This window comes from Jatrophihabitans sp., from assembly GCA_036399055.1.
GTDB lineage: Bacteria > Actinomycetota > Actinomycetes > Mycobacteriales > Jatrophihabitantaceae > Jatrophihabitans_A.
On sequence record DASWNX010000042.1, the window covers coordinates 25,033 to 47,272 of the forward strand.

At 71.8% G+C, this 22,240-nt stretch carries 24 protein-coding genes; 4 read left to right on the forward strand and 20 right to left on the reverse strand.

Features of this window, described 5'->3' with window-relative positions:
- Positions 1–49 precede the first annotated feature (49 nt).
- The 5 genes from VGB75_19275 to aroC all read right to left on the reverse strand — a co-directional run bounded on the left by VGB75_19275 (position 50) and on the right by aroC (position 4,416).
- A complete protein-coding gene (locus tag VGB75_19275; protein HEY0169191.1) occupies positions 50–1,000 on the reverse strand; it encodes a bifunctional riboflavin kinase/FAD synthetase in 951 nt (316 codons plus the stop codon).
- 10 nt (positions 1,001–1,010) lie between these two features.
- Positions 1,011–1,499, reverse strand: coding sequence for a type II 3-dehydroquinate dehydratase (aroQ, locus tag VGB75_19280; protein HEY0169192.1), 489 nt, complete (start codon positions 1,497–1,499; stop codon positions 1,011–1,013).
- Between the two features lie 96 nt (positions 1,500–1,595).
- The gene (gene aroB / locus VGB75_19285; GenBank protein HEY0169193.1) at positions 1,596–2,684 is read right to left on the reverse strand and encodes a 3-dehydroquinate synthase; all 1,089 of its coding nucleotides are present in this window, start codon (positions 2,682–2,684) and stop codon (positions 1,596–1,598) included.
- Positions 2,681–3,199, reverse strand: coding sequence for a shikimate kinase (locus VGB75_19290; protein HEY0169194.1), 519 nt, complete (start codon positions 3,197–3,199; stop codon positions 2,681–2,683). Before VGB75_19290 ends, aroB begins: the two co-directional genes overlap by 4 nt.
- A complete protein-coding gene (aroC, locus tag VGB75_19295) occupies positions 3,199–4,416 on the reverse strand; it encodes a chorismate synthase (GenBank protein HEY0169195.1) in 1,218 nt (405 codons plus the stop codon). The genes VGB75_19290 and aroC overlap by 1 nt, the downstream gene beginning before the upstream one ends.
- Before the next feature lie 74 nt (positions 4,417–4,490).
- Here aroC and VGB75_19300 point away from each other — a divergent pair, with 74 nt between their 5' ends.
- Positions 4,491–5,603: an NTP transferase domain-containing protein gene (locus tag VGB75_19300; GenBank protein ID HEY0169196.1), complete on the forward strand. Its 1,113-nt coding sequence runs from the start codon at positions 4,491–4,493 to the stop codon at positions 5,601–5,603.
- Here the strand turns inward: VGB75_19300 and VGB75_19305 are convergent.
- Genes VGB75_19305 through VGB75_19330 form a run of 6 tightly spaced genes read right to left on the reverse strand, consistent with a single transcriptional unit; the run spans position 5,527 to position 10,299 of the window.
- Complete coding sequence (locus VGB75_19305; protein ID HEY0169197.1) at positions 5,527–6,378, reverse strand: shikimate dehydrogenase; 852 nt, start codon at positions 6,376–6,378, stop codon at positions 5,527–5,529. The genes VGB75_19300 and VGB75_19305 overlap by 77 nt on opposite strands.
- Positions 6,379–7,536 (reverse strand): endolytic transglycosylase MltG, encoded by a 1,158-nt coding sequence (gene mltG, locus VGB75_19310; protein ID HEY0169198.1) that lies wholly within the window; start codon positions 7,534–7,536, stop codon positions 6,379–6,381. It lies immediately after the preceding gene.
- A gap of 23 nt (positions 7,537–7,559) precedes the next feature.
- A complete protein-coding gene (gene ruvX, locus VGB75_19315; GenBank protein ID HEY0169199.1) occupies positions 7,560–8,066 on the reverse strand; it encodes a Holliday junction resolvase RuvX in 507 nt (168 codons plus the stop codon).
- Positions 8,067–8,077: 11 nt separating this feature from the next.
- A complete protein-coding gene (locus VGB75_19320; GenBank protein HEY0169200.1) occupies positions 8,078–8,467 on the reverse strand; it encodes a hypothetical protein in 390 nt (129 codons plus the stop codon).
- Between the two features lies 1 nt (position 8,468).
- Positions 8,469–8,879: a DUF948 domain-containing protein gene (locus VGB75_19325; GenBank protein ID HEY0169201.1), complete on the reverse strand. Its 411-nt coding sequence runs from the start codon at positions 8,877–8,879 to the stop codon at positions 8,469–8,471.
- A 52-nt stretch (positions 8,880–8,931) separates the two neighbouring features.
- Positions 8,932–10,299, reverse strand: coding sequence for a replication-associated recombination protein A (locus tag VGB75_19330; GenBank protein HEY0169202.1), 1,368 nt, complete (start codon positions 10,297–10,299; stop codon positions 8,932–8,934).
- Between the two features lie 172 nt (positions 10,300–10,471).
- Here VGB75_19330 and VGB75_19335 point away from each other — a divergent pair, with 172 nt between their 5' ends.
- The gene (locus VGB75_19335) at positions 10,472–11,329 is read left to right on the forward strand and encodes a formate dehydrogenase accessory sulfurtransferase FdhD (GenBank protein HEY0169203.1); all 858 of its coding nucleotides are present in this window, start codon (positions 10,472–10,474) and stop codon (positions 11,327–11,329) included.
- A 93-nt stretch (positions 11,330–11,422) separates the two neighbouring features.
- Here the strand turns inward: VGB75_19335 and VGB75_19340 are convergent, their stop codons facing one another.
- Positions 11,423–11,623 (reverse strand): helix-turn-helix domain-containing protein, encoded by a 201-nt coding sequence (locus VGB75_19340; protein HEY0169204.1) that lies wholly within the window; start codon positions 11,621–11,623, stop codon positions 11,423–11,425.
- 402 nt (positions 11,624–12,025) lie between these two features.
- Here VGB75_19340 and VGB75_19345 point away from each other — a divergent pair, with 402 nt between their 5' ends.
- The gene (locus VGB75_19345; protein ID HEY0169205.1) at positions 12,026–12,565 is read left to right on the forward strand and encodes a helix-turn-helix transcriptional regulator; all 540 of its coding nucleotides are present in this window, start codon (positions 12,026–12,028) and stop codon (positions 12,563–12,565) included.
- A 28-nt stretch (positions 12,566–12,593) separates the two neighbouring features.
- Here VGB75_19345 and VGB75_19350 read toward each other — a convergent pair whose 3' ends face one another.
- From VGB75_19350 to VGB75_19385, 8 genes are all read right to left on the reverse strand, one after another.
- Complete coding sequence (locus tag VGB75_19350) at positions 12,594–12,782, reverse strand: hypothetical protein (GenBank protein ID HEY0169206.1); 189 nt, start codon at positions 12,780–12,782, stop codon at positions 12,594–12,596.
- Positions 12,783–12,807: 25 nt separating this feature from the next.
- Positions 12,808–13,815 carry a biotin synthase BioB gene (gene bioB / locus VGB75_19355; protein HEY0169207.1) on the reverse strand — a complete coding sequence of 336 codons (1,008 nt, stop codon included), beginning with the start codon at positions 13,813–13,815 and terminating at the stop codon, positions 12,808–12,810.
- Complete coding sequence (locus tag VGB75_19360) at positions 13,812–14,594, reverse strand: dethiobiotin synthase (GenBank protein HEY0169208.1); 783 nt, start codon at positions 14,592–14,594, stop codon at positions 13,812–13,814. Before VGB75_19360 ends, bioB begins: the two co-directional genes overlap by 4 nt.
- Positions 14,591–15,757, reverse strand: coding sequence for an 8-amino-7-oxononanoate synthase (locus VGB75_19365; GenBank protein HEY0169209.1), 1,167 nt, complete (start codon positions 15,755–15,757; stop codon positions 14,591–14,593). Before VGB75_19365 ends, VGB75_19360 begins: the two co-directional genes overlap by 4 nt.
- Positions 15,758–15,763: 6 nt before the next feature.
- A complete protein-coding gene (locus tag VGB75_19370) occupies positions 15,764–17,062 on the reverse strand; it encodes an adenosylmethionine--8-amino-7-oxononanoate transaminase (protein ID HEY0169210.1) in 1,299 nt (432 codons plus the stop codon).
- Complete coding sequence (gene aspS, locus VGB75_19375; protein HEY0169211.1) at positions 17,059–18,852, reverse strand: aspartate--tRNA ligase; 1,794 nt, start codon at positions 18,850–18,852, stop codon at positions 17,059–17,061. The genes VGB75_19370 and aspS overlap by 4 nt, the downstream gene beginning before the upstream one ends.
- Positions 18,853–18,914: 62 nt before the next feature.
- The gene (hisS, locus tag VGB75_19380) at positions 18,915–20,303 is read right to left on the reverse strand and encodes a histidine--tRNA ligase (protein ID HEY0169212.1); all 1,389 of its coding nucleotides are present in this window, start codon (positions 20,301–20,303) and stop codon (positions 18,915–18,917) included.
- Positions 20,300–20,989, reverse strand: coding sequence for an MBL fold metallo-hydrolase (locus VGB75_19385; GenBank protein HEY0169213.1), 690 nt, complete (start codon positions 20,987–20,989; stop codon positions 20,300–20,302). Before VGB75_19385 ends, hisS begins: the two co-directional genes overlap by 4 nt.
- Before the next feature lie 233 nt (positions 20,990–21,222).
- Here VGB75_19385 and VGB75_19390 point away from each other — a divergent pair, with 233 nt between their 5' ends.
- Positions 21,223–22,107: a peptidylprolyl isomerase gene (locus VGB75_19390; GenBank protein ID HEY0169214.1), complete on the forward strand. Its 885-nt coding sequence runs from the start codon at positions 21,223–21,225 to the stop codon at positions 22,105–22,107.
- Positions 22,108–22,240 lie beyond the last annotated feature (133 nt).

Below are 22,240 nucleotides of genomic sequence, written 5' to 3' on the forward strand. Positions count from 1 at the left end.
CGGTGGCCGTCCTAGCGGTGCAAAGTTTAGCAGCCGGGCGCAGGCGCTCCTAACCCAGCAACTGCCGGGTCTGGACGACGTCCTCGGCCATCTGGGCGACCAGGTCCTGGACCGAGTCGAACTTGATCATGCCGCGCAGCCGGCGGACGAACTCCACGCCGAGGTTCTGGCCGTACAGATCGCCCTCGAAGTCCAACACGAACGCCTCGACCGAGCGGTGCCGGCCCTCGAAGGTCGGGTTGCTCCCGACCGAGATGGCCGCCGGCAGGGCCGGCATGCCTGCCCTGGTGTTGCCCCACTCGTCGATCTGCACCACCCGGCCGGCGTAGATGCCGTCGGCGGGCACCGCCGCGAACGACGCCGTGCGGACGTTGGCCGTCGGAAAGCCCAGGCCCCGGCCACGCTGGTCACCGCGCACCACCACGCCGTCGAGCCGGTGCGGCCGGCCGAGGGCGTGCGCGGCGGCGCCCAGGTCACCGGCCTCGACGCAGGAGCGGATGTAGGTCGAGGAGATCGGCCGGCCGGCCTCGGCCAGCAGCGTCACACCCTCGGCCTGGAACCCCCAGCGACGGCCCAGGTCTGCCAGCATCGCCACATCGCCGGCGGCCTTGTGGCCGAAGCGGAAGTTCTCCCCCACCACCACCGCGTCGGCGTGCAGCTCGGCGACCACCGCCTCGTGGATGAACTCCTCAGGGGTGAGCTTGGAGAACTCCAGGGTGAAGGGCAGGAACACCACCACGTCGACGCCGGACTCGGCCGCGAGCTCGGCCTTGCGGGTGTTGGTGGTCAGCTGGGGCGGATGGCTGCCGGGACGCACCACCTCCGACGGATGCGGCGTGAAGGTCACCAGCACCGTCGGCAGCGACCGCTCCTGCGCCAGCTGCCGGGCCCGGGCGATGATCTGCTGATGCCCGCGGTGCAGGCCGTCGAAGACCCCGATGGTGGCCACACAGCGACCCCATCCGGCAGGAATCTCTTCTAGACCACGCCAGCGTTGCACGCAGCGGAGTCTATTGGCTCGGCTGCGGCCGGTCAGCGGCGGTCGAGGAAAGCCAGCTCAACGCCAGCACGTAGCCTTCCACGCCCAGGCCCGCGATCACCCCGGAGGCCACCGCTGAGACGTGCGAGTGGTGTCGGAACTGCTCCCGGGCGTGGATGTTGGAGATGTGCACCTCGACCAAGGGCGCGGTGCGGGCCGCGACGGCGTCGCGCAGCACTATCGAGGTGTGGCTCAGGCCGGCCGGGTTGAGCACCACCGGCAGGCGCTGGTCGGCGGCCTGGTGCAGCCAGCCGATCAGCTCGGCCTCGGCGTCGCTCTGATGGACCTCGACGGCCAGCCCCAGCTCGGCGCCGGCTCGCACGCACAGCGCCGCGAGCTCCGGATAGGTGGTGCTGCCGTAGATCTCCGGTTCCCGCGATCCCAGCCGGCCCAGGTTGGGACCGTTGAGCACCAGCACCCGGACCGGACCCGCTCCTTCGTCGCTGCGGTCCTCACTCATCGCTGTCACCCGCTCCGGTCCTCGCTCCTTCGTCGCTGCGATCCTCACTCATCGCTGTCACCCGCTCCGGTCCTCGCTCCTTCGTCGCTGCGATCCTCACTCATCGGTTCCAGCCACCTCCGAGTACGCCGCGGCCAGCACGGCCGGGTCCGGGTCATCTACCGTCACCGGCCGGGCGAGGCCGTCCAGCAGCACGAACCGCAGCCGATTGCCGCGGGCCTTCTTGTCGACGCGCATGGTCTCCAGCAGGCGTCCGAACTCCCCGGCCCGGTAGGACACCGGCAGCCGCAGCGCGCTGAGGATCGCCCGGTGCCGGTCGGCAGTCGTGTCGTCGAGCCGGCCCAGCGCTCGGGACAGCTCCGCCGCGTAGACCAGCCCGATCGACACCGCCGCGCCATGGCGCCAGCTGTAGCGCTCGGCCTTCTCGATGGCGTGGGCCAGGGTGTGCCCGTAATTGAGCACCTCCCGCGGGCCCTGCTCGGTGAGATCGGCCGAGACCACCCGCGCCTTGACCGCCACCGACCGCTCGATGAGCTCACGCTCGCGCTCGTTGCCCGGCGTGGTCACCCGCTGCGGGTCGGCCTCGATCAGGTCGAGGATCGCCGGATCGGCGATGAAGCCGCACTTGACCACCTCAGCCAGGCCGGCGATGTAGTCGTTGACCGGCAGGGTCTTCAACGCCGCCAGGTCACACAGCACCCCGACCGGCGGGTGGAAGGCCCCGACCAGGTTCTTGCCGCGGTCGGTGTTGACCCCGGTCTTGCCTCCGATCGCCGCGTCGACCATTCCGGCCAGTGTGGTGGGCACCTGCACGATCGGCACGCCGCGCAGCCAGGACGCGGCCACCCACCCGGCCAGGTCGGTGGTGGCGCCGCCGCCGAGCCCGACGATCGCGTCGCTGCGGGTGAAGCCGATCTGGCCCAGCACGTCGAAGCAGAACCCGGCGACGGCCAGCGTCTTGGCGTCCTCGGCGTCCGGGACCTCGATCAGGTGGGCTTGGAAGCCATCCCGAGTGAGGTCTTCGCGCACCGCCTCCGCAGTGGCCAGCAGGGTCGGCGGGTGGATCACCGCGACCCGCTGGGCGCCGCTGAGCAGCCCGGCCAGCTCGCCGAGCAGGCCGGTGCCGATGACGACCTCGTAGGACCGGTCGCCGGTGACCTGGATCCGGGTGTTCGGCTCGCTCATGACGGCTGCCCGACCAGCTGGCGGTGCAGGGTGGCAGCCACCTCGGCCACCGACCGGCCGCTGGTGTCGATGCTGAGCGAGGCCACCTGCGCGTACAACCCGGCCCGCGCCTTGGCCAGGTCGGCCAGTCGAGCCGCGGGATCGCCGGCCAGCAGCGGCCGGTCGCCGCTGCCTGCCATCCGGTGCAGCAGCTCCTCATGCCCGGCGCCCAGCCGCACCACCGGCGCCCCCGAGGCGAGCAGGTCCTGCCTCACCGACTCAGTGGTCACCGCCCCGCCGCCCAGGGCCAGCACGCCGTCGAAGCTGACCAGCGCCTCGGCGATCAGGTCGGCTTCGAGCTGCCGGAATGCCGGCTCGCCCTGGGAGGAGAAGATCTCACTGACCGAACGCCCGGTCTGCTGGGTGATCAGCTCGTCGGAGTCGGCGAAGGCCACCTCGAGCCGGCTGGCCAGCGCGGCGCCGACGGCGGACTTGCCGCTGCCCGGCAGCCCGACCAGCACCACCCGGGGCGGCATCAGAACCCGGTCTCGGCGCCGTCGGGGACCGGCTCGCCCGAGGTGAGCTCGCGCTCGGCGAGGCGGTCGAGGTAGGAGCGCACGTTGCGGCGGGTCTCGGTGACCGAGTCGCCGCCGAACTTCTCCAGCACCGCCTGCGCCAGCACCAGCGCGACCATCGCCTCGGCCACCACGCCGGCGGCCGGCACAGCGCAGACGTCGGAGCGCTGGTTGATCGCCACCGCCGGCTCGCCGGTGGCGACGTCGACAGTGGCCAGCGCCCGCGGCACCGTCGAGATGGGCTTCATGGCCGCTCGGACCCGCAGCACCTCACCGGTGCTCATGCCGCCCTCGATGCCGCCGGCTCGGCCCGACCGGCGTCGGACCGCGCCATCGGAGTCGCGCGCGATCTCGTCGTGCGCGCGCGAGCCGGGGGTGCGGGCCAGCTCGAAACCGTCGCCCACCTCGACGCCCTTGATCGCCTGGATGCCCATCAGCGCGGCGGCCAACCGGGAGTCCAGCCGGCGGTCCCACTGGATGTGGCTGCCCAGTCCCGGTGGCAGGTGGTAGGCCACCACCTCGACCACGCCGCCGAGGGTGTCACCGGCCCGCTTGGTCTCATCGATCAGCGCGACCATAGCGGCGCTGGCCTCGGCGTCCAGGCAGCGCACCTCGGAGGCGTCGATCCGGGCGGCGTCCTCGGGTCGCGGCAAGGTGTCCCAGGACGCCGAGACCGAGCCGATCGAGGTCACGTGGCTGACCAGCTCGGCGCCGAGGCACTGCCGCAGGAAGTTCTTGGCGACCACGCCCAGCGCCACCCGCGCCGCGGTCTCCCGGGCGCTGGCCCGCTCCAGGACGGGCCGGGCGTCGGTGAGGTCGTACTTCTGCATGCCGGCCAGGTCGGCATGGCCGGGCCGGGGCCGGGTCAGCGGCTCGTTGCGGGCCTGGGCTGCCAACACGTCGGCGTCCACCGGGTCCGCGGCCATCACTGTCTGCCACTTGGGCCATTCGGTGTTGCCGACCCGGACGGCCACCGGGCCGCCCATCGTCACGCCGTGCCGGACGCCGCCGGTCAGCTCCACCTCGTCCTGCTCGAACTTCATCCGGGCGCCGCGGCCGTAACCTAGCCTGCGGCGGGCGAGGTCCAGGCCGATGTCGGCCGTGGTTATCCGCACTCCGGCGGGCAATCCTTCGAGGATCGCCACCAGGGCCGGGCCATGGGACTCTCCAGCAGTCATCCAGCGCATCACCCGCGAATTGTGTCACCCCGGGCGATGCGGCTCTTCCGGGGTCCGACCAGCATCATGATGAGGTGGGCGAGCAGACCGGCTGGGCTATCGATCCGTCCAGCCTGCGTGAAGTGCTGGTCGACCGGCGTCGCGTCGAGCAGTCCTTGCCTGGCGCCGAGCCGTTGCAGCGGCTGTTCCTGCTGGGCTTGTTGGGCCAGGCCGAGCAGGGACTGGCCGAGGGCCGGCGCTTGCTGGACGAGCCTGCGGTCAGCGCCGACCCGTGGCGCGTGCTGCTGCGGCTGGCCGACCTGCACTGCCTGCTCTCCGACTTCGCGGCGGCTGAGCGCTACCACCAGCAGGCTTGGCGGCATGCCCTGGGACGTGAGCGGCAAGCCGGCACCCTGCACTCGATCGGCGTTCGCCAGTTCGAGCAGGGTGACCGCGACGGCGCGGCGGCCAGCTTTCAGCTCGCCCTGACCCTGCTCAGCCTGTTCGGCGACACCCCCGCTCGGGCCCGGACGGCGGCCGCGCTGGCCCTGGTCCGGGCTGGCGCCGGACTCGACTCGGCCTTCGACGCGCTGATCCTGGCCGGTGGCCGGGGCAGCCGGATGGGTCCTCCGGCCAAGCCGCTGCACAAGCTGGCCGGCTGGCCGATGCTCGATCACGTGGTGCTGGCCTGCAGCGCCGCCAACCGCCAGATAGTGGTCGGCCCGAGCCGGATCGGGATCGGCGAGCCGCTGTTCTGCCGGGAGCAGCCGGCCGGCAGCGGTCCGGTCGCGGCGATCAGCGCCGGGTTGCGGCATGTCACGCAGCCGGTCGTGCTGGTGCTGGCCGCGGACCTGCCGTTCATCGCCGGGGCGCTGGGACCGCTGCGAGCGCTGCTGGCCAGCGGCTCGGCCGAGGCCGCCGCGCTGGTGGAGCCGACCGGCCGGGTCAACCACCTGGCCGCCGCGTGGCGGACGGCAGCGCTGTACGCGGCTCTGGACCGGCTGGGTGAGCCGGCCGGCCGGCCGGTGCGGGCGCTGTATGACTCGGTCGAGGTCGGTTACCTGCCGGACTTCGACGCCTTCGGCGCGGACTGCGACACCCCGGTGGACCTGCGGCTGGCCGAGAGCCGGATCAGGCGAGGCGGCCCGGGACGGCTGCCAGCAGCGCAGCTCGCATGGCCTCGACTGGAGCTGCACTCCCCGTCATGAGCTCGACCTGGCGGGCGGCCTGGTAGAGCAGCATCGCCGCGCCGCTGACGACCGGAGCGCCTGCGGCGGTCAGCGCGGCCGCCAGCGGGGTCGGCCACGGGTGGTACACCGCCTCCAACAGCGCCTGGCCGCGGTGAAACGGCAGGTCTGCGAACTGGTCGGCGGCGCCGGCCGGCAGGGTGGCGATGATCAGGTCTGCGTCCAGCCAGTGCCGCCGCTCGGACAGCGACGCCAGCGTGACCGGCAGTTCCAGCCGCTGGGCGCTGGCCAGCAGCGGCCCGGCCCGGGACGGCTCGCGGACCAGCACGGTGACCTGGCCGGCAGCCGAGCCCCCCGACCCGGCCGGCCCGGCGCGCGCGGCCAAGGCGGCCAACGCGGCCTGGGCGGTGCCGCCGGCCCCCAGGATGGTGACCGCTCCGTCGATGGGCGCCGAGCCGGCGGCCAGCGCGTCGCGGATCCCGATCCAGTCGGTGTTGTCCGCATGCCAGCCCGCGCCCCGGCGCAGCAGGGTGTTGCCGGCGCCGATGGCGGCGGCCTCGGGGCTGACCGAGCTCGCCACTCGCAGCACCTGCCGCTTCAACGGCATGGTGCACGAGTAGCCCACCACCTGCTCGTCCGAGCCGGCGAGCAGCCCGGCCAGGCCCTGCTCGTCACACTCGATCGCGGCGTAAGCCCAGCCGGTCAGGCCGAGCGCGCGATAGGCCGCGCGATGCAGCACCGGTGAGAGCGAATGCTCGATGGGCTTGCCCAGCACCGCCGCCGAACGGGGCGGCAACTAACAGCCCCAGCCGTTCGCCTTGCACTTGGCCACCGCGGCTGTGAACACGTCCTCGTCGGCGGTGAAGACGTGATGGCCGGCCGAGTCCGAGACCACGTAGTAGAGCCAGTCACCGGCCGCCGGCTGGATCGCCGCCCGCAGCGAGGCCTCACCCGGGTTGGACACCGGGGTCGGCGGCAGGCCGGGACGGATGCGGACGTTGTAGGGCGAGTCCTCGGTGTAGGTCACCGAGTCCGGGTCCTTGCCGGTCAGCCCCACCCCGTACCTGTTGGCCGCGTCGATGCCGATCGGGGTGCCCTTGGCCATCCGGTTCAGGATCACCCGGGCCACCTTGGGCCGGTCCTCAGGGAACTTGGCCTCGGACTCGATCAGCGAGGCGATGATCAGCGCCTGGTAGGTCGTCAGCCGCAGCGCCTTGGCCCCGGCTGCGAAGCCGAGCTTGCGGTACTCGGCGCTGAACTGGCCGGCCAGCTGCTGCACGACCTCGTCAGCGGACTGGTCGGGGTCGAACTCGTAGGTGGAGGGGAACAGGAAACCCTCGGCGGTCTTGGGGTTGAGCCCCTCGGGCAGGCCCAGGTTGGAGATCCTGCCGGCGGCGGCGCGCAGCTCGGCCACCGGAAGTTCGGTCTTCTCCGCCAGCAGGGTGAGCACTTGGCGTTCGGTGTAGCCCTCGGGGATGGTCACCTGCGACACCAGGCGGTTGGCCGGGTCGAGGATGGCGGCCATCGCGGCCTCGCCGGAGGAGCGCAGCGGCACCCGGTACACCCCGGCCTGGATGTCGCTGGCCCGGCCGGAGCTCTCCGCGGCGTTGACGAACGCCCGGCTGGACTTGACCACGCCGGCCTTCACCATCGCCGCCGCGACATCGCTTGCGCCGTCGCCGGGAGAGATCTTCACCCGGGTGAACCCCTGCCCGGCGCCGGCGTAGTCCGGGGTGGCGAACCGCTTGCTGACCGAGCTGACGATCTTGTAGCTGACCGCGATGAGGCCGAGGATGAGCACGATCGCCACGATCGGCGCGAGCCGGTGACGGCGACGGCGCTTCTGCCGCCGCCGCTGGGCCCGCTTGCGAGCGCCCGGGACGTGGGACGCGTCGTCGTCGGAGCCGAACAACGGATGATTGTCGTCCCGCAGCTCGTCGATCGAACCCTCCACCGGTTGTGACCCTTCCGAATCCGCTATTCAGGGGGTGCTGCTGGTCGATTCCCGCTATCTAGGGTGCTGCTGGTGGAACCGTCCAGGAACGACTGCAAGATCTCCACGGCCGCGGCCTGGTCCACCACGGAACGCTTGGCGCGGCCCCGAACACCGCTGGAATTGAGGTTACGCTGCGCCAGCACTGTGGTAAGCCGCTCGTCAACGTAAACTACCGGACGCGGAGCGATGCGCGCCGCAAGCGCCTGGCCATAGTCCTGGGCCTCGCGCACCGCCGGCCCGGCCCGGCCGGCCAGCGTCTGCGGCAGGCCGATCACCACCCCGACGGCTTCGTGCTCGCTCAGCAGCGCGCTCAACTCGTCGAGGTCGGCGCCCAGCCGCTGATCCCGGCGCAGGGTGGCGACCGGAACGGCCAGCACCCCTCGCGGATCGCTGCGGGCCACTCCGACCCGCACCGAGCCGACGTCGACCCCGAACCAGACGCCGGGCGCCCGTTCGGCCCGCTGCCGGCTCACCTCTGCACGGCTCACCGCAGGCTGGCTCAGGCGTCGGCCGAAGGGCGGTCGTCGAACGCGCGGCGCTCAGGAGCGCCGGCTGCCGGCCGGTCAGCCGTGGGGCTGACCGCCGCGGCGACGTCACCGGCCGGGCCGGGCGCCACCGCGCCGGCTGCCGCCTCGGCGCCGCCGGGTGACAGGGAGCTCACCGAGCCCGAATCCAGTCCGGCCGCGGCACGCAGCGCCGCCTCCTGGCTGGACATGGCCTCCCGGATGTCGGCGGCGAACTCACGTAGCGAGTAGCCGAGTTCGGACAGCCCGGCCCCGATGCTGCCGGCGACGCCCTGCGGCGTCAGCTTCTGAGCCGCCCGGGACAGCTTGCGGAAGACCAACGCACCGAGAGTGGCGCCCAGGGCCACCCAGAACAGCCTGCGCATCTCAGCGCCCCCCGCCGCGCCGGCCCACTCGCCGGTTGCGCCTGGCCTCCGCGATGGCCTGGGTGTCGTGCCGCTTGCGCACGCTGGAGCGGACTCCGTAGGAGAAGGCCGCGACCTTGATCAGCGGGGTGCCGACGGTCGAGGACACGATCGCGGTCAGCGCCGCGGCGTTGGAGGTGATCGAGCTGACGCCGTGGGTGATGCCCTCCATCTGCTGGAGCTGGCTGTTCACATTGGCCACCGTCGTCTGAGCGCCGGTGAGCAACGGGGTGGCGCCCTCGTGCGTCTTGCGGATCGCCAGAGTCGCCTCGTCCAGCGTCCTGCCGAGTTTCAGCAGCGGGATCGCGAGCAGCAGGACCAGCAGGACGAAAGCGCCTGCGGCGATCAACGCGGCGATAGCTCCAGCGTCCACGAGCCCTGCCTCCTTCACCTCGGATGTCGAGTGGACCCTACCTGCTGACCGCTCAGCGCCGGATGCCGCGGATCATCGCGCGCAACTTGGCCAGCCGCTCGCCGATGGCGCGCTCGGCGCCACGCTGGCCCGGCAGGTAGTAGTCGCGGCCGACCAGCTCGTCCGGCGGGTACTGCTGGGCGGCCACGCCTTCGGGCAGATCGTGCGGGTACTGGTACTTCTGGGCGTGCCCGAGCTTCTTGGCGCCGGCGTAGTGCCCGTCTCGCAGCGGCGCGGGAACCGAGCCGGCCGAGCCGGCCCGGACGTCGCCGATGGCCGCGTCGATGGCCGTGATCACCGCGTTGGACTTCGGCGCCAGCGCCAGGTGGATGGTGGCCTGAGCCAGGTTGATCCTGGCTTCGGGCATGCCGATCAGGGCCAGCGCGTCGGCAGCCGCGGTGGCCGCCAGCAGAGCCGTCGGATCGGCCATGCCGATGTCCTCGCTGGCGTGCACGACCAGCCGACGGGCGATGAACCGCGGGTCCTCACCGGCCACGATCATCCTTGCCAGGTAGTGCAGGGCGGCATCGACGTCCGAGCCCCGGATCGACTTGATGAACGCGCTGACGACGTCGTAGTGCTGGTCGCCGTCGCGGTCATAACGCACCGCGGCGGTGTCGACGGCCTGCTCCAGGGCGGCCAGGCTGATCTCACGGCCCCCGCCGGACAGCACCGAGCCCGCCGCCGCCTCCAGGGCGGTGAGCGCTCGACGGGCGTCGCCTCCGGCCATTCGGAGCAGGTGGTCGCGAGCCTCCTCGCTCAGGCTCACCGCGCCGCCGAGGCCTCGCTGGTCGGTCAGCGCCCGGTCGACCAGCCGGCTGACGTCGTCGTCGGTGAGCGGTTGCAGGGTGAGCAGCAGGCTGCGCGAGAGCAGCGGCGCGACGAGTGAGAAGTACGGGTTCTCGGTGGTGGCCGCGACCAGGGTGACGGTCCGGGCCTCGACCGCGGCCAGCAGCGAGTCCTGCTGGGTCTTGGAGAAGCGATGGATCTCGTCGATGAACAGGACGGTGGGCCGGCCGCCGTGCTCGAGGGTGCGGCGGGCGGTGTCGATCACCGACCGGACGTCCTTGACACCCGCGCTCAGCGCCGACAGCTGCACGAAGCGCCGGTTGCCGGCCGTCGAGACGATGGTGGCCAGCGTGGTCTTGCCGGTGCCCGGCGGGCCGTAGAGGATCAGCGACATCGGCGCGTCCCCCTCGACCAGCCGGCGAAGGGGCGAGCCTGGGCCCAGCAGCTGCTGCTGGCCGAGCACCTCGTCCAGCGACCGCGGGCGCATCCGGACCGCCAGCGGGCTGTTCGGGTCATCGGCGCCACTGAAGCCATCCGACGGGCCGGCCGGCGGTGGCGCGCTGTCGGACTCCGGCTCACCGAACAGCGTCATGGCCGACGCCCGGCGGGCCGTGTCAGAACTGCTGGCATCACTCACTCCCCCGGCGTCATGTCCGGCCAACCCTAGCCCGCGGCGGCCGGCGCACCCGGCGCCCTGGCCTGCTCGCTAGATTGGACACCGCGCGGCCCGGACCGCGGGAGACGAGGCTGCTCAGATGGCTGTCATGACAGCGCGACGGCGGATCACCCGGGTCCTCAGCGCGCCGGACTCCGCGGGCAGTGTCGAGTCCGTCGGCGACGAGCTGACCGTCGAGGCGCCGCTGAACCTGATCGTGTCCGGCGAGTCCATCGCCACCTTGATGCGGACCCCCGGCCATGACATCGAGCTCGCGGCAGGTTGGCTGACCGTCGAGTCAGGGGTCCGCTCGGCATCGGACCTGCTGGGCCTGCGGCAGTGCCGCACCTCCGACGACCTCGAGCTGCGCGCAGCGGACGGGGTCAGCGGCCGGGGCGTCGACCAAGTGCACCTGGCTTTGGCCGCCGGCGTCCAGGCGCCCCGGCCGCGGGCCTGGGTGACCGGCGCGGCGTGCGGGGTCTGCAGCGCCGACGTCCTGGATCTGAGCCCGCTGCGCCGGTGGGCGGCCCACACCGAGGGCTGGACGGTGCCGGCCGAGGTGCTGCAGGGGCTGCCGGAGCAGGTGCGGCAGCGGCAGCGGACCTTCCAGCGGACCGGCTCGCTGCACGCCGCCGCGCTGGCCACGGCGGCCGGTGAGCTGCTGGTGGTCCGCGAGGACGTCGGGCGGCACAACGCGGTGGACAAGGCGACCGGGTGGGCGCTGTTCGCCGACCGGCTGCCGGCTGCGGATCTGCTGCTGGTGGTCAGCGGCCGGGTGTCATTCGAGATCATCCAGAAAGCGGTGGCCGCCGGGGTGGCCGGCGTGGTGGCGGTGTCGGCGCCCTCAGACCTGGCGGTGGACCTGGCCCGCGATCACGACCTGGTGCTGGCCGGCATGGTGCGTCCAGGCCGGATGAACATCTACGCCGGCGGCTCGCTGGTGACCGGGCTCGATCAGGCCGGCTGACCGCCCAGCCGGGCCGGGACGGCCTCACACGAGCGACCGGTACGGCCTCACACCAGCGACCGGGACGGCCTCACCCGAGCGACCGGGACGGCCTCACACGAACAGCTTGCCCTTATCGAGGTCGAGCGCGTGTTCGATCGCGCCGGCGCTCTGCGCAGAGCAGGAGTCACGGCGGCCGGTGCACAGGTGATTGACCGTGGAGTGGCTCAACCCGGCGCGTCGAGCGAGCTCACGTTCGCTGATGCAGGCCAGTTCCAGGCACTCGACGAGGACCTCTCTGCTGCGTAGGCGCATGGCAGCTATCCCCGGCGCCTGGTGGCAGTCCAGCGCGGCGCTCGGCGCCGATGGACACCGTGTCCAGCATTGTCGGACTTGACAGGCATGACAAACCTCCAGCATCGCTCGGCTGGGGAAGGTGTAGGAAGAATCCTGCGGTGCAGCAGGCTTTCTTATGTGCAGCTGAGCCCTTGAGCATTGCTCCCTAAAGCCCGATTTGTCAAGCACTGTCGGACCTTGCGTCTGATAGTGTAGAACTGGCGTTAAGGCAGCGGGTCTGCAGCTTGCAATCTCCGGGGGGGCCCGCCGTCGCCAGTAAAGTCGGCTAGAAAGTGAACCCCCGCTTCCTCTTGTCCCGTGCAGGCATCTCGATCACGGCACGGCGCCTATTGGAGTGGCCGAAGGGCAAAGGAACTCGGTATGCACGCGTTTCGCAGGCTGATCCAGCAACGCATGGACGAACGCGGCTACCGGCCGGCCGACGTGGTCCGCCTGTCAGGACTGTCGAGGCAGACCTTGCACTCGATCCTCAGCGATTCGCGGGACACGATCAGAGAGATGCCTTCGCGCAAGACCGTGCTGGTTCTCGCCGAGGCGTTGCGGATGCCCGCTGACCAGTTGCTCATCGCCGCGGCCGAGGCCTACGGCGTTCCGGTGACCGCACCCGTCCTGGTTCCCACGGTCACCGACGTGTCCGACTCCGAGCTCGCCCGTGAGCTGCTGCGCCGGGCTGCCGCCCGCGAGGGCGACGACGATCCGGGCCCGGCGACGCTGGATCTGTCCGACATCGACGGCGAGTCGGTCCTGGCCGTCGTCGACCTGCGCAGGCGCCTGCTCGCCGAAGCCGCCGCGGAGGCACAGGACCGGCCCGGACTGGCCAAGACCCTTGAACACCTGGCCCTGGTCATCGCCGCCGCGCTCGACCAAGCCGCCAACGCCACCGACCAAGGCGGTCGATGAGGGGTTGAGGACGCGCTGAAGGCGCCTCTCAGCCGCGCAGCTCACCGTGACGGGAACAGGCCGCCCGCCAGCCCATCGGATCGACCTGCACCACCATTCGACGGGCGCACTCGGGGCAGTAGCGCGGCGGCTCCAGAGTGGCGCGGGCAGCGCAGTCTGCGTGCTCACCCCGCGCGGACTTGCCGCACTGGCCGCAGTAGAGCGCGCTGGCAGTCATCAGCGAGCCGCCGCCAGAGCCTTGGTCACAACGTCGCCGAGAGCGCCTTGATCGGCATCTTCAGCTCGGCCAGCAACTCCAGGTCGGATTCGGCCCGCCGCCCGAGCGTGGTCAGGTAATTGCCCACGATGACCGCGTTGATGCCGCCGAGCATTCCCTGCCGGGCGCCCAGGTCGCCGAGCGTCAGCTCACGCCCGCCGGCAAAGCGCAGGATGGCGCGCGGCATCGCCAGCCGGAAGGCGGCGATGGCGCGCAGCGCGTCCTTGCCGTCCAGCACCGGCAGGTCGGCGAACGGAGTCCCCGGTCGCGGGTTGAGGAAATTGATCGGCACCTCGTCGGGCTGAAGCTCAGCCAGCTGCACCGCGAACTCAGCGCGCTGCTCGAGGGTCTCGCCCATGCCGAGAATGCCGCCGCAGCAGACCTCCATGCCGGCCTCGGCCACCATCCGCAGGGTCTGAACCCGCTCCTGCCAGGTGTGGGTGGTGACCACCTGGCCGAAGTGCGAACGGGCCGTCTCCAGGTTGTGGTTGTAGCGGTGCACCCCGATCGCGACCAGCTGGTCGACCTGGTCCTGGCTGAGCATGCCCAGCGAGCAGGCGATCTGGATGTCGACCTCGGCCCGGATGGCCTTGACTCCTTCGGCCACCTGGTCCATCAGCCGCTGGTCCGGCCCGCGCACCGCCGCCACGATGCAGAACTCGGTGGCGCCGGTCTTGGCAGTCTGCTTGGCCGCCTCCACCAGGCTCGGCACGTCCAGCCAGGCCGAGCGCACCGGCGAGGAGAACTGGCCGGACTGCGAGCAGAAGTGGCAGTCCTCGGGGCAGCCGCCGGTCTTGAGGCTGATGATCCCCTCGACCTCGACCTCAGGCCCGCACCAGCGCATCCGGACCTCGTGAGCCAGCGCCAGCAACGCCTCGAGCTGGTCATCGGGCAACCGCAGCACCTCGATCAGCTCGGACTCCCCCAGGCCTGTCCCGGCCTCTAGCACCTGCGCGCGGGCGCGGCTCAGCACGGAGGTCTCGATCACGGTCATCGCGGGCTCTCATCTCTGGGGGGTGGCGCGGCGTGGGCTCGCATGAAGTCTGGTGCATCCAAGACGCCGCCGAGCGCGGGGGTCAGCTGGGCCATCGCCAGCTCGGCGAAGGCCGCCTCTGCCAGCTCGGCCGCGCCGTGCGGGAGCACGCCCTCGACCGGCGCGCCCCCGTAGCCGGCGAGGTCGATCAGGTTGCACCGCTCAGCCAGCCCCGGCTCGGCCGGCCAGTCCCCCACCACCAGCGCGTGCGGGCCCAGCGACCAGCCGGCCAGCGCCGCCGCGGTCGCCGCCGCGTCGTGCAAGGCGCCCAGGCGCGCGCCGGTCACCAGCACGACCTGGCACCGCGGCGTGTGGCCCTGGCCACCGGGCGGACGCATCAGCTCCCGCAGCGCGCTGGCCAGCTCGCAGATGCCCTCGTCTCGGTCGTTGAAACGGACCAGCGCGCCGCCGGCGCCCTCGACCACCACCAGATCGCGGTCGGCCAGTCCGGCGATCCGGCGGGCCAGCTCGGCGATGTCCGGGCCGGCCTGGCCCAACCGGCGCGCTGCCGTGGCCGGCGCCAACGGCTCGGCGTAGCGCGCGTACTCGTGCAGGTCGGTCAGCCCGGTCAGCCGGCCCACCTCGGCAAGGTCGCCCGGCTCACCCGGCCGCACGCCGGTCTGGATGGGCTTCACCACCGCGACGCGAAGCCCGGCCCGCATCGCGCAGGCCGCCAGCGCGGCTGTCACGACAGTCTTGCCCACCCCGGTTCCGGTGCCGGTCACCACCACGATGTTCACGACGGCGACACCGACTGCCAGGTCTGGCAGAACCGTCGCAGGTCCGCGTCGCTCAGGTCGGCCCGCGCGCTCAGCCGCAATCGGGCGGTTCCCGGGGGCACCGACGGCGGCCGGAAGCAGCCCACGCGCACACCCCGCTCGCGCAGGGCGACCGAACGCTCGAACGCCGGCAGGGCCTGGCCGATGATCACCGGCACCACGGCCGAGTCGGTGGCCGGCACCCCGCAGATCGCCGCCAGCTCCCCGGCCCTGACCAGCGCCGAAGCGGCCAGCGCCGGCTCGGCGGCGATGATCCGCACCGCGGCCAGGGCCGCGCCGGCCGCCGCCGGGTTCAACCCGGTGTCGAAGATGAACGATCGGGCCCGATCGATCAGCTGGTCGATCACGGCCTGCGAGCCGACCACCGCGCCACCTTGGGAGCCCAGCGCCTTGGACAGGGTGAGAGTGGTGATCACATTCGGCTCGGCCGCGATGCCCGCCTCGGCCACCGCGCCCCGTCCGGCGCCCCGCACCCCCAGGCCGTGCGCGTCGTCGACCACCAGCAGCGCGGCAAACCGGACGGCCAGCGCATGCCAGTCAGCCAGCGGCAGCAGGTCGCCGTCGGTGGAGTTGACGGCCTCGAGCACCACCATGGCGCGTGGTTCTCGGCGCTGCGCCAGGGCGCGGGCCGCGGCGTCGCGGTCACCGTGGGAGACCACCACCACCGGTGACCGGCTCAGCCGGCAGGCGTCGATCAGCGAGGCGTGGTTGCCGGCGTCGGAGACGATCAGGCAGTCCGGCCCGGCCAGCGCGGTCACCGCGCCCAGGTTGGCCAGGTAACCGGAGGAGAACACCAGCGCCGCCGGCGCCCCGGTCAGGCCGGCCAGCGCCTGCTCGAGCTCGGCGTGCAGCTCGGTGGTGCCCGTCACCAGCCGCGAACCGGTCGCCCCCGCGCCCCAGCCGGCCAGCGCCGCTGCCGCGCCGGCCAGCACCCGCTCGTCCCGTGCCAGGCCGAGGTAGTCGTTGGAGGCCAGGTCAAGCTCGTCGCACTGGCCCGAAGGCCGGGGCCGCAACGTCCGGTGCAGGCCGGCCGCGGCCCGCTCGGCGGCCGCGACGCCCAGCCAGGCCAGCGGATCGGGCCAGCGGCCCTCTCCAGCAGGCAGGTCCTCAGCTGCGGTCGGCATGGGCGCTCACGCTACGTCAACCGCGCAGGCCTCAACCGCGGCCTGCATCGCCACACCGATCGCGCTCAGGTCCTCATCACCCATCAGGTAGGCCGGCATGGTGTAGATCAGGTCCCGGAACGGTCGCAGCCAGACGCCGCGCTCGACGGCCGCCGCGGTGGCTGCCGGCACGTCCACCGCGCCGGTCAGCTGCACCACCCCGATCGCGCCCAGCACCCGGACCTCGCGAACCCCGGGCAGCGCGCCGATCGGGGCCAGCGCACGCCGCAGGCCGGTCTCGATCCGGCGGACCGAGGCTTGCCAGTCCTGCGACAGCAGCAGCTCGATGGAGGCCAGTGACACCGCGGCGGCCAGCGGGTTGGCCATGAACGTCGGGCCGTGCGCCAGCACCGGGACCGGCCCGCGAGCGATCTGCTCGGCCACCGCGCCGGTGCACAGGGTGGCCGCCATCGACAGGTAGCCGCCGGTCATCGCCTTGCCCAGGCAGCAGATGTCCGGCGCCACCCCGGCGTGGTCGGCGGCGAACAGCGCGCCGGTCCGGCCGAAGCCGGTCGCGATCTCGTCGAAGATCAGCAGCACCGAATGCCGGTCGGCCAGCTCGCGCAGCGCCGTGAGGTAGCCGGGGCTGCAGAAACGCATGCCGCCGGCGCCCTGGACGACCGGCTCGACGATGATCGCGGCCAGCGAGGCGGCGTGCTCGGCCAGCGCCTGGTCCCACTGCCGCAGGTAACCCTCGTCCGGCTCGGCGTCGAAACCGGCCGGCGGCGGGTCGGTGAACACCTGGGCCGGCAGCGTCGGCTGCCACAGCGAGTGCATGCCGCCGACTGGGTCGCAGACGCTCATCGGATGAAGGGTGTCGCCGTGGTAGCCGCCGCGCCAGGTGATCAGCCGGCGCTTGGCCGGCCGGCCCGCCGACGCCCAGTACTGCAGCGCCATCTTGGCCGCCACCTCGACCGCCACCGAGCCGGAGTCGCTGAAGAAGACATGGCGCAACGGCTCGGCGGTGATCGCGACCAGCCGGCGGGCCAGCTCGATGGCCGGCTCGTGGGTCAGCCCGCCGAACATCACGTGGCTCATCGAGTCCAGCTGCCGGCGCGCGGCCGCGTCCAGCACCGGGTGCCGGTAGCCGTGGATCGCCGCCCACCAGGACGACATCCCGTCGATCAGCTCGCGGCCGTCGTGCAGGGTGAGCCGGACGCCGGACGCCGAGCGCACCAGCAGCGGCTGGACCTCTCCCGGCATCGGCCCGTACGGGTGCCAGACGTGGGCCCGGTCCGCGGCCAGCAGCTCAGCCTCCTCGGTCACTCCCCGGTCTGGGAGGGCTCGGGCTGCGCGGGCGCCTTCGGCGTGGCGTCCACGCCGGCTTCCCGGCGCTGCTCTGCGGTGATCGGCGCCGGCGCCTCGGTCAGCGGGTCGTAACCGCCGCCGGTCTTGGGGAACGCGATCACGTCGCGGATCGAGTCGGTGCCCGACAGCAGCGCGCAGATCCGGTCCCAGCCGAAGGCGATCCCGCCGTGCGGCGGGGCGCCGTAGGCGAAGGCGTCGAGCAGGAAGCCGAACTTCTCCTGGGCCTGCTTCTCATCCAGCCCCATCATCGCGAACACCCGCTCCTGGATGTCGCGGCGGTGGATACGGATCGAGCCGCCGCCGATCTCGTTGCCGTTGCAGACGATGTCGTAGGCGTAGGCCAGCGCGTTGCCGGGATCGGTGTCGAAGGTGTCGAGGAACTCGGCCTTCGGGCTGGTGAAGGCGTGGTGCACGGCCGTCCAGGCGCCTGAGCCGACCGCGACGTCGCCGCTGGCGGTGGCCTCGGAGGCCGGCTCGAACAGCGGCGCGTCGACCACCCAGAGAAACGACCAGGCGGTCTCGTCGATCAGGCCGGCCCGCCGGCCGATCTCCAACCGGGCCGCGCCCAGCAGGGACTGGGTGCTCTTGCGAGCGCCGGCGGCGAAGAACACGCAGTCCCCCGGCTGGGCGCCGACGAACTCGGTCAGGCCGGCCCGCTCGGACTCCGACAGGTTCTTGGCCACCGGGCCGCTCAGCTCGCCGTCGGCGCCCACCAGCACGTAGGCCAGGCCGCGGGCGCCGCGCTGCTTGGCCCACTCCTGCCAGGCGTCGAGCTGGCGGCGGGGCTGAGCCGCCCCGCCGGCCATCACGACGGCGCCGACGTAGGGCGCCTGGAACACCCGGAACGGCGTGTCGGCGAAGTAGGAGGTGCACTCGGTCAGCTCGAGGTCGAACCGCAGGTCCGGCTTGTCCGAGCCGTAGCGGTCCATCACCTCGGTGTAGCTGTAGCGCGGGATGTCGGCGGGCACCTCGTGACCGATCAGGGCCCACAGCGCGCGCAGGACGTCCTCGGCCAGGGCGAGCACGTCATCCTGCTCGACGAAGCTCATCTCGATGTCGAGCTGGGTGAACTCCGGCTGCCTGTCAGCGCGGAAGTCCTCGTCGCGGTAGCAGCGCGCGATCTGGAAGTAGCGTTCCATGCCGGCCACCATCAGCAACTGCTTGAACAGCTGCGGCGACTGCGGCAGCGCGTACCAGGAACCAGGCTGCAGCCGGGCCGGCACCAGGAAGTCGCGAGCCCCCTCAGGGGTCGAACGGGTCAGCGTCGGCGTCTCGATCTCGACGAAGTCGTGGGCGTAGAGCACCTCGCGGGCCGCCCGGTTGACCTTGCTGCGCAACCGGATAGCCGCCGCGGGCGCCGGTCGGCGCAGATCGAGATAGCGGTACTTCAGCCGGGCCTCTTCTCCGACCTCGGTGTGCTCGTCGATCTGGAACGGCAGCGCCGCGGCCTCGCTGAGCACCTCGAGCTTGTCGGCGACGATCTCGATCTCGCCGGTGGCGATGTTGGGGTTGACCCGCCCTTCCAGCCGCTGCCGCACAGTGCCGGTGACCTGGATGCACCACTCGTTGCGCAGGTTGTGAGCGACCTCGTCGTCACGCAGCACGACCTGGATGATTCCGGAGGCGTCGCGCAGGTCGATGAAGGCGACTCCGCCGTGATCGCGGCGGCTGGCCACCCACCCGGTGAGCGTGACGGTCTCGCCTGCCTGGGTAGCTCTCAGCGTCCCGGCTTGATGCGTGCGCAGCACAGAAAGTCCTCTCAGTTCGTAGAAGGCAAGTCTTTCACGCCGACAGGACCGGTTCTGCGGCCTCAGGCTTGCGAGCGCACCACCTGCGGGCGCAGATCTTCAGCAGGCGGCCGCCAGGTCACCGGATCGGCCAGCTCCTGGGCGCCGGTGCGGATGTCCTTGACCTCGTGCGGAGTGTCCGGGCCGGCCGGGAACCAGACGAACGGGATGCCGCGGCGTTCGGCGTAGCGGATCTGCTTGCCGTAGCGCTGCGCCCCCGGCGACACCTCGGTGGCGACGCCGTTGGCCCGCAGTTGGCCGGCGATGGCGTCGCTGATGGCGCGGGAGTCCTCATCCGGCAGCGCCACCAGCACCGCCGAGGGCACTGAGCGGCTGGCGGTCAGCTTCTTGCGGTTGAACAGCGGCAGCAGCATCCGGGTGACGCCGAGAGAGATGCCGACGCCGGGGTAGCTGGTCCGGCCGTCGCTGGCCAGGGAGTCATAGCGCCCACCCGAGCAGATCGAGCCCAGGCTCTCAAAGCCGGCCATCCGGGTCTCGAAGACCGTTCCGGTGTAGTAGTCCAGGCCGCGGGCGATCCGCAGGTCCGCCTCCACGCTGAACCGGTCGCTGTTGAGCCCCGCGCAGCCGTCGATGACCGCCGACAGCTCGGCCAGGCCCTCCGCCAGCAGGTCGTCGGAGACGCCGAGCGCCTGGACCCGGGCCACGAACGAGCTGTCCGCGGCCCGGATCTCGGCCAGCGCCAGGCACAGCTCGGCCTGGCGGGCGTCCAGGCCGGCCTCGGACACCAGCATGCTCGCGATGATCTCGGCCGGCACCTTGTCGATCTTGTCGATCACCCGCATCACAGCCGGCACGTCCGGCGCGCCGATCCCGCCGAAGAAGCCCTCGATCAGCTTGCGGTTGTTCACCTGCAAGGTCAGCGCCGGAACCGGCAGCGCCGACAACGCCTCGGCCATCACCCGGGCGATCTCGACATCGTGGTGAAAGGGCAGGACGTCGCGGGCGACCACGTCGATGTCGGCCTGGGTGAACTCCCGGTAGCGCCCCTCCTGCGGCCGCTCGCCCCGCCAGACCTTCTGGATCTGGTAACGCCGGAAGGGGAAATCCAACTTGCCGGCGTTCTCCAGGACGTAGCGGGCGAAGGGCACCGTCAGGTCGAAGTGCAGGCCCAGCGTCGAGGCCTGCGACGCTTGGCCGTCAGCGCTGCCCTCGCCGGACTCGGCGGGCTCGTCCTTGCCGGCCTGCAGCCGGCGTAACAGGTAGACCTCCTTGTCGATCTCGCCCTTGCGCAGCAACTGCTCCAGCGGCTCGGCAGCCCGGGTCTCCACCGGCGCGAAGCCGTGCAGCTCGAAACTGGCCCGCAAGCTGTCGAGCACCCGCAGCTCGACGAACCGCTCGGCGGGCAGCAGCTCGGGAAACCCGCTCAGCGGGGTCGGCCTGTCGGCAGTCACATCAGGTTCCTCAGAAAGGGGTTGGTCAGCCGTTCGCGGCCTATCGTGGTCTGCGGGCCGTGGCCGGGGCAAACGATTACCTCATCGGCCATCGGCAGGATCACCGAACGCAGCGACTGCGTCATATCGGCCATCGAGCCGCCGGGCAGGTCGACTCGCCCGATCGAGCCCGCGAACAGCACGTCACCGGAGAACAGCACCTCGCTGAGCTCTGCGGCGGGGTCCTCGCTGGCGACATCGAGGCTGAACACCACCGAGCCGCGGGTGTGCCCGGGAGCGTGCCGCACGGCAAGGTCCAGGCCGGCCAGCTGGAGACGGGTTCCGTCGGCCAGCTCCCGCACGTCGTCGGGTTCGGCGAACGTCAACCCGGTGGCCCCGAAGATCGGCTCCCCGGGTCGCAGTCCGAGAGTGGTCCAGGGATCGGCCAGCGCGAAGCGGTCCTCGGTATGGATGTAGGCCGGCACGTCGCGCGCCTGGCAGACCGGCAGCACCGAGAAGGTGTGGTCCAGATGCCCGTGGGTGAGCAGCACCGCCACCGGATGCAACCGGTTCTCGGAGATGACCTCGTCCAACTGGCCGGTGACCCCCACCCCCGGGTCGACGATCACGCACTGCTCTCCCGGCCCGGCGGCGATCACGAAGCAGTTCGTCCCGGCCACTTGGGCGGGGAAGCCCTCAATCAGCACAGCTTGCTCTCCGGCTCTTTCGAAGGCGACGGGCCCGGCTCAGGTCCCAGCCGAGCCTACCCAGACCCGGCCGTGGCGCGATCGTGACGCCTGCCAGGCGACGCCGGTTCACGCCGCCGCCCCGCGCTGGGCGGGTTCACAGTCGACACCTGATCAGGTTCTCTACAATTCGCCCTCAAGTCGCCGTCACCAGCCGGGGCAGGACAAGCCGCGCCCCACCGGGAGGACCACCAGTGCCCAACAGCAAGCAGCGCCGTGACCAGGCTCGCCGTCATCTCGAGCGCCAACTGGTCCGACGGCAGCAGCGTGACCTGCGCCGCCGCAAGATGAGCCTGATCGGCACCGTGGTGGGCGTCCTGGCGCTGTTCGCGGTGGTGATCACCACCGTGGTGATGCTGTCGAATGAGAACAAGGCCGACAGCGCCGACCCGGCGGCCAGCGCCTCGCCGTCGGCCAGCGCCTCGCCGAGTTCGACCGCCGCGCCGCTGCCCAGCCGCAAGGCGAGCCCGATCGCGGCGCGGGCGGCGAAGAAGACCAGCGGCCCCTGCAAGTACGCCGAGGACGCCTCGAAGCTGCCCGCCGGCAACCTCTTCGACGTGGGATTGCCGCCGGACCCCGCGCCCACCCCGACCGGCGACGCGACCGCGCTGTTCAGCACCAATCAGGGGCTGATCACCGTGACCCTGGACGGCGCGTCGGCGCCCTGCAACGTGCAGAGCATCAAGTACCTGATCAGCAAGAAGTTCTACGACAACACCGCCTGCCCCCGGTCGGTGAACTCCGGGATCTTCGTGGTGCAGTGCGGTGATCCCTCCGCCACCACCTCAGGCGGGCCGACCTACACCACCAAGGACGAGAACCTGACCAAGGTGAAGTACACCGAGGGCACCCTGGCGATGGCCAACTCCGGGCCGAACACCAACGGCAGCCAGTTCTTCTTCATCACCAAGGACTCCAACGGCGCGCTCGGCAAGAACTACAGCGTGATCGGCCACGTGACCGGCGGCCTGGACATCCTCAAGAAGGTGGCCACCGGCGGCGACGACGGCTCCAACCAGGCCGGCGGCGGCAAGCCGAACGTGCCGCTGTGGTTCAAGACGGTGACCCTCAAGGCCTGAGCCGGACGGGTCTGGTTGGCCGCGTGAATCCGGAGTCGCCTCCGGAGCGTCGCGGCGTGGTCGTCCTGGTGGTCTGCATCGAGATGGCGGTCTCGGCCAGGTCCTCAGTGGCGCCTTAGACCCCGCCCCACGA

What these genes read in the sequence shown, in the direction of transcription:
- bioB (HEY0169207.1), bottom strand. Translation starts at nt 13,815, where the DNA reads ATGACCGTGATCGAGACCTCCGTGCTGAGCCGCGCCCGCGCGCAGGTG.
- VGB75_19320 (HEY0169200.1), bottom strand. Translation starts at nt 8,467, where the DNA reads ATGCGCAGGCTGTTCTGGGTGGCCCTGGGCGCCACTCTCGGTGCGTTG.
- VGB75_19350 (HEY0169206.1), bottom strand. Translation starts at nt 12,782, where the DNA reads ATGACTGCCAGCGCGCTCTACTGCGGCCAGTGCGGCAAGTCCGCGCGG.
- VGB75_19335 (HEY0169203.1), top strand. Translation starts at nt 10,472, where the DNA reads ATGACAGCGCGACGGCGGATCACCCGGGTCCTCAGCGCGCCGGACTCC.
- VGB75_19340 (HEY0169204.1), bottom strand. Translation starts at nt 11,623, where the DNA reads ATGCGCCTACGCAGCAGAGAGGTCCTCGTCGAGTGCCTGGAACTGGCC.
- aroQ (HEY0169192.1), bottom strand. Translation starts at nt 1,499, where the DNA reads ATGAGTGAGGACCGCAGCGACGAAGGAGCGGGTCCGGTCCGGGTGCTG.
- aroB (HEY0169193.1), bottom strand. Translation starts at nt 2,684, where the DNA reads ATGAGCGAGCCGAACACCCGGATCCAGGTCACCGGCGACCGGTCCTAC.
- VGB75_19290 (HEY0169194.1), bottom strand. Translation starts at nt 3,199, where the DNA reads ATGCCGCCCCGGGTGGTGCTGGTCGGGCTGCCGGGCAGCGGCAAGTCC.
- VGB75_19330 (HEY0169202.1), bottom strand. Translation starts at nt 10,299, where the DNA reads ATGACGCTGTTCGGTGAGCCGGAGTCCGACAGCGCGCCACCGCCGGCC.
- VGB75_19345 (HEY0169205.1), top strand. Translation starts at nt 12,026, where the DNA reads ATGCACGCGTTTCGCAGGCTGATCCAGCAACGCATGGACGAACGCGGC.
- VGB75_19365 (HEY0169209.1), bottom strand. Translation starts at nt 15,757, where the DNA reads ATGCCGACCGCAGCTGAGGACCTGCCTGCTGGAGAGGGCCGCTGGCCC.
- aroC (HEY0169195.1), bottom strand. Translation starts at nt 4,416, where the DNA reads ATGACTGCTGGAGAGTCCCATGGCCCGGCCCTGGTGGCGATCCTCGAA.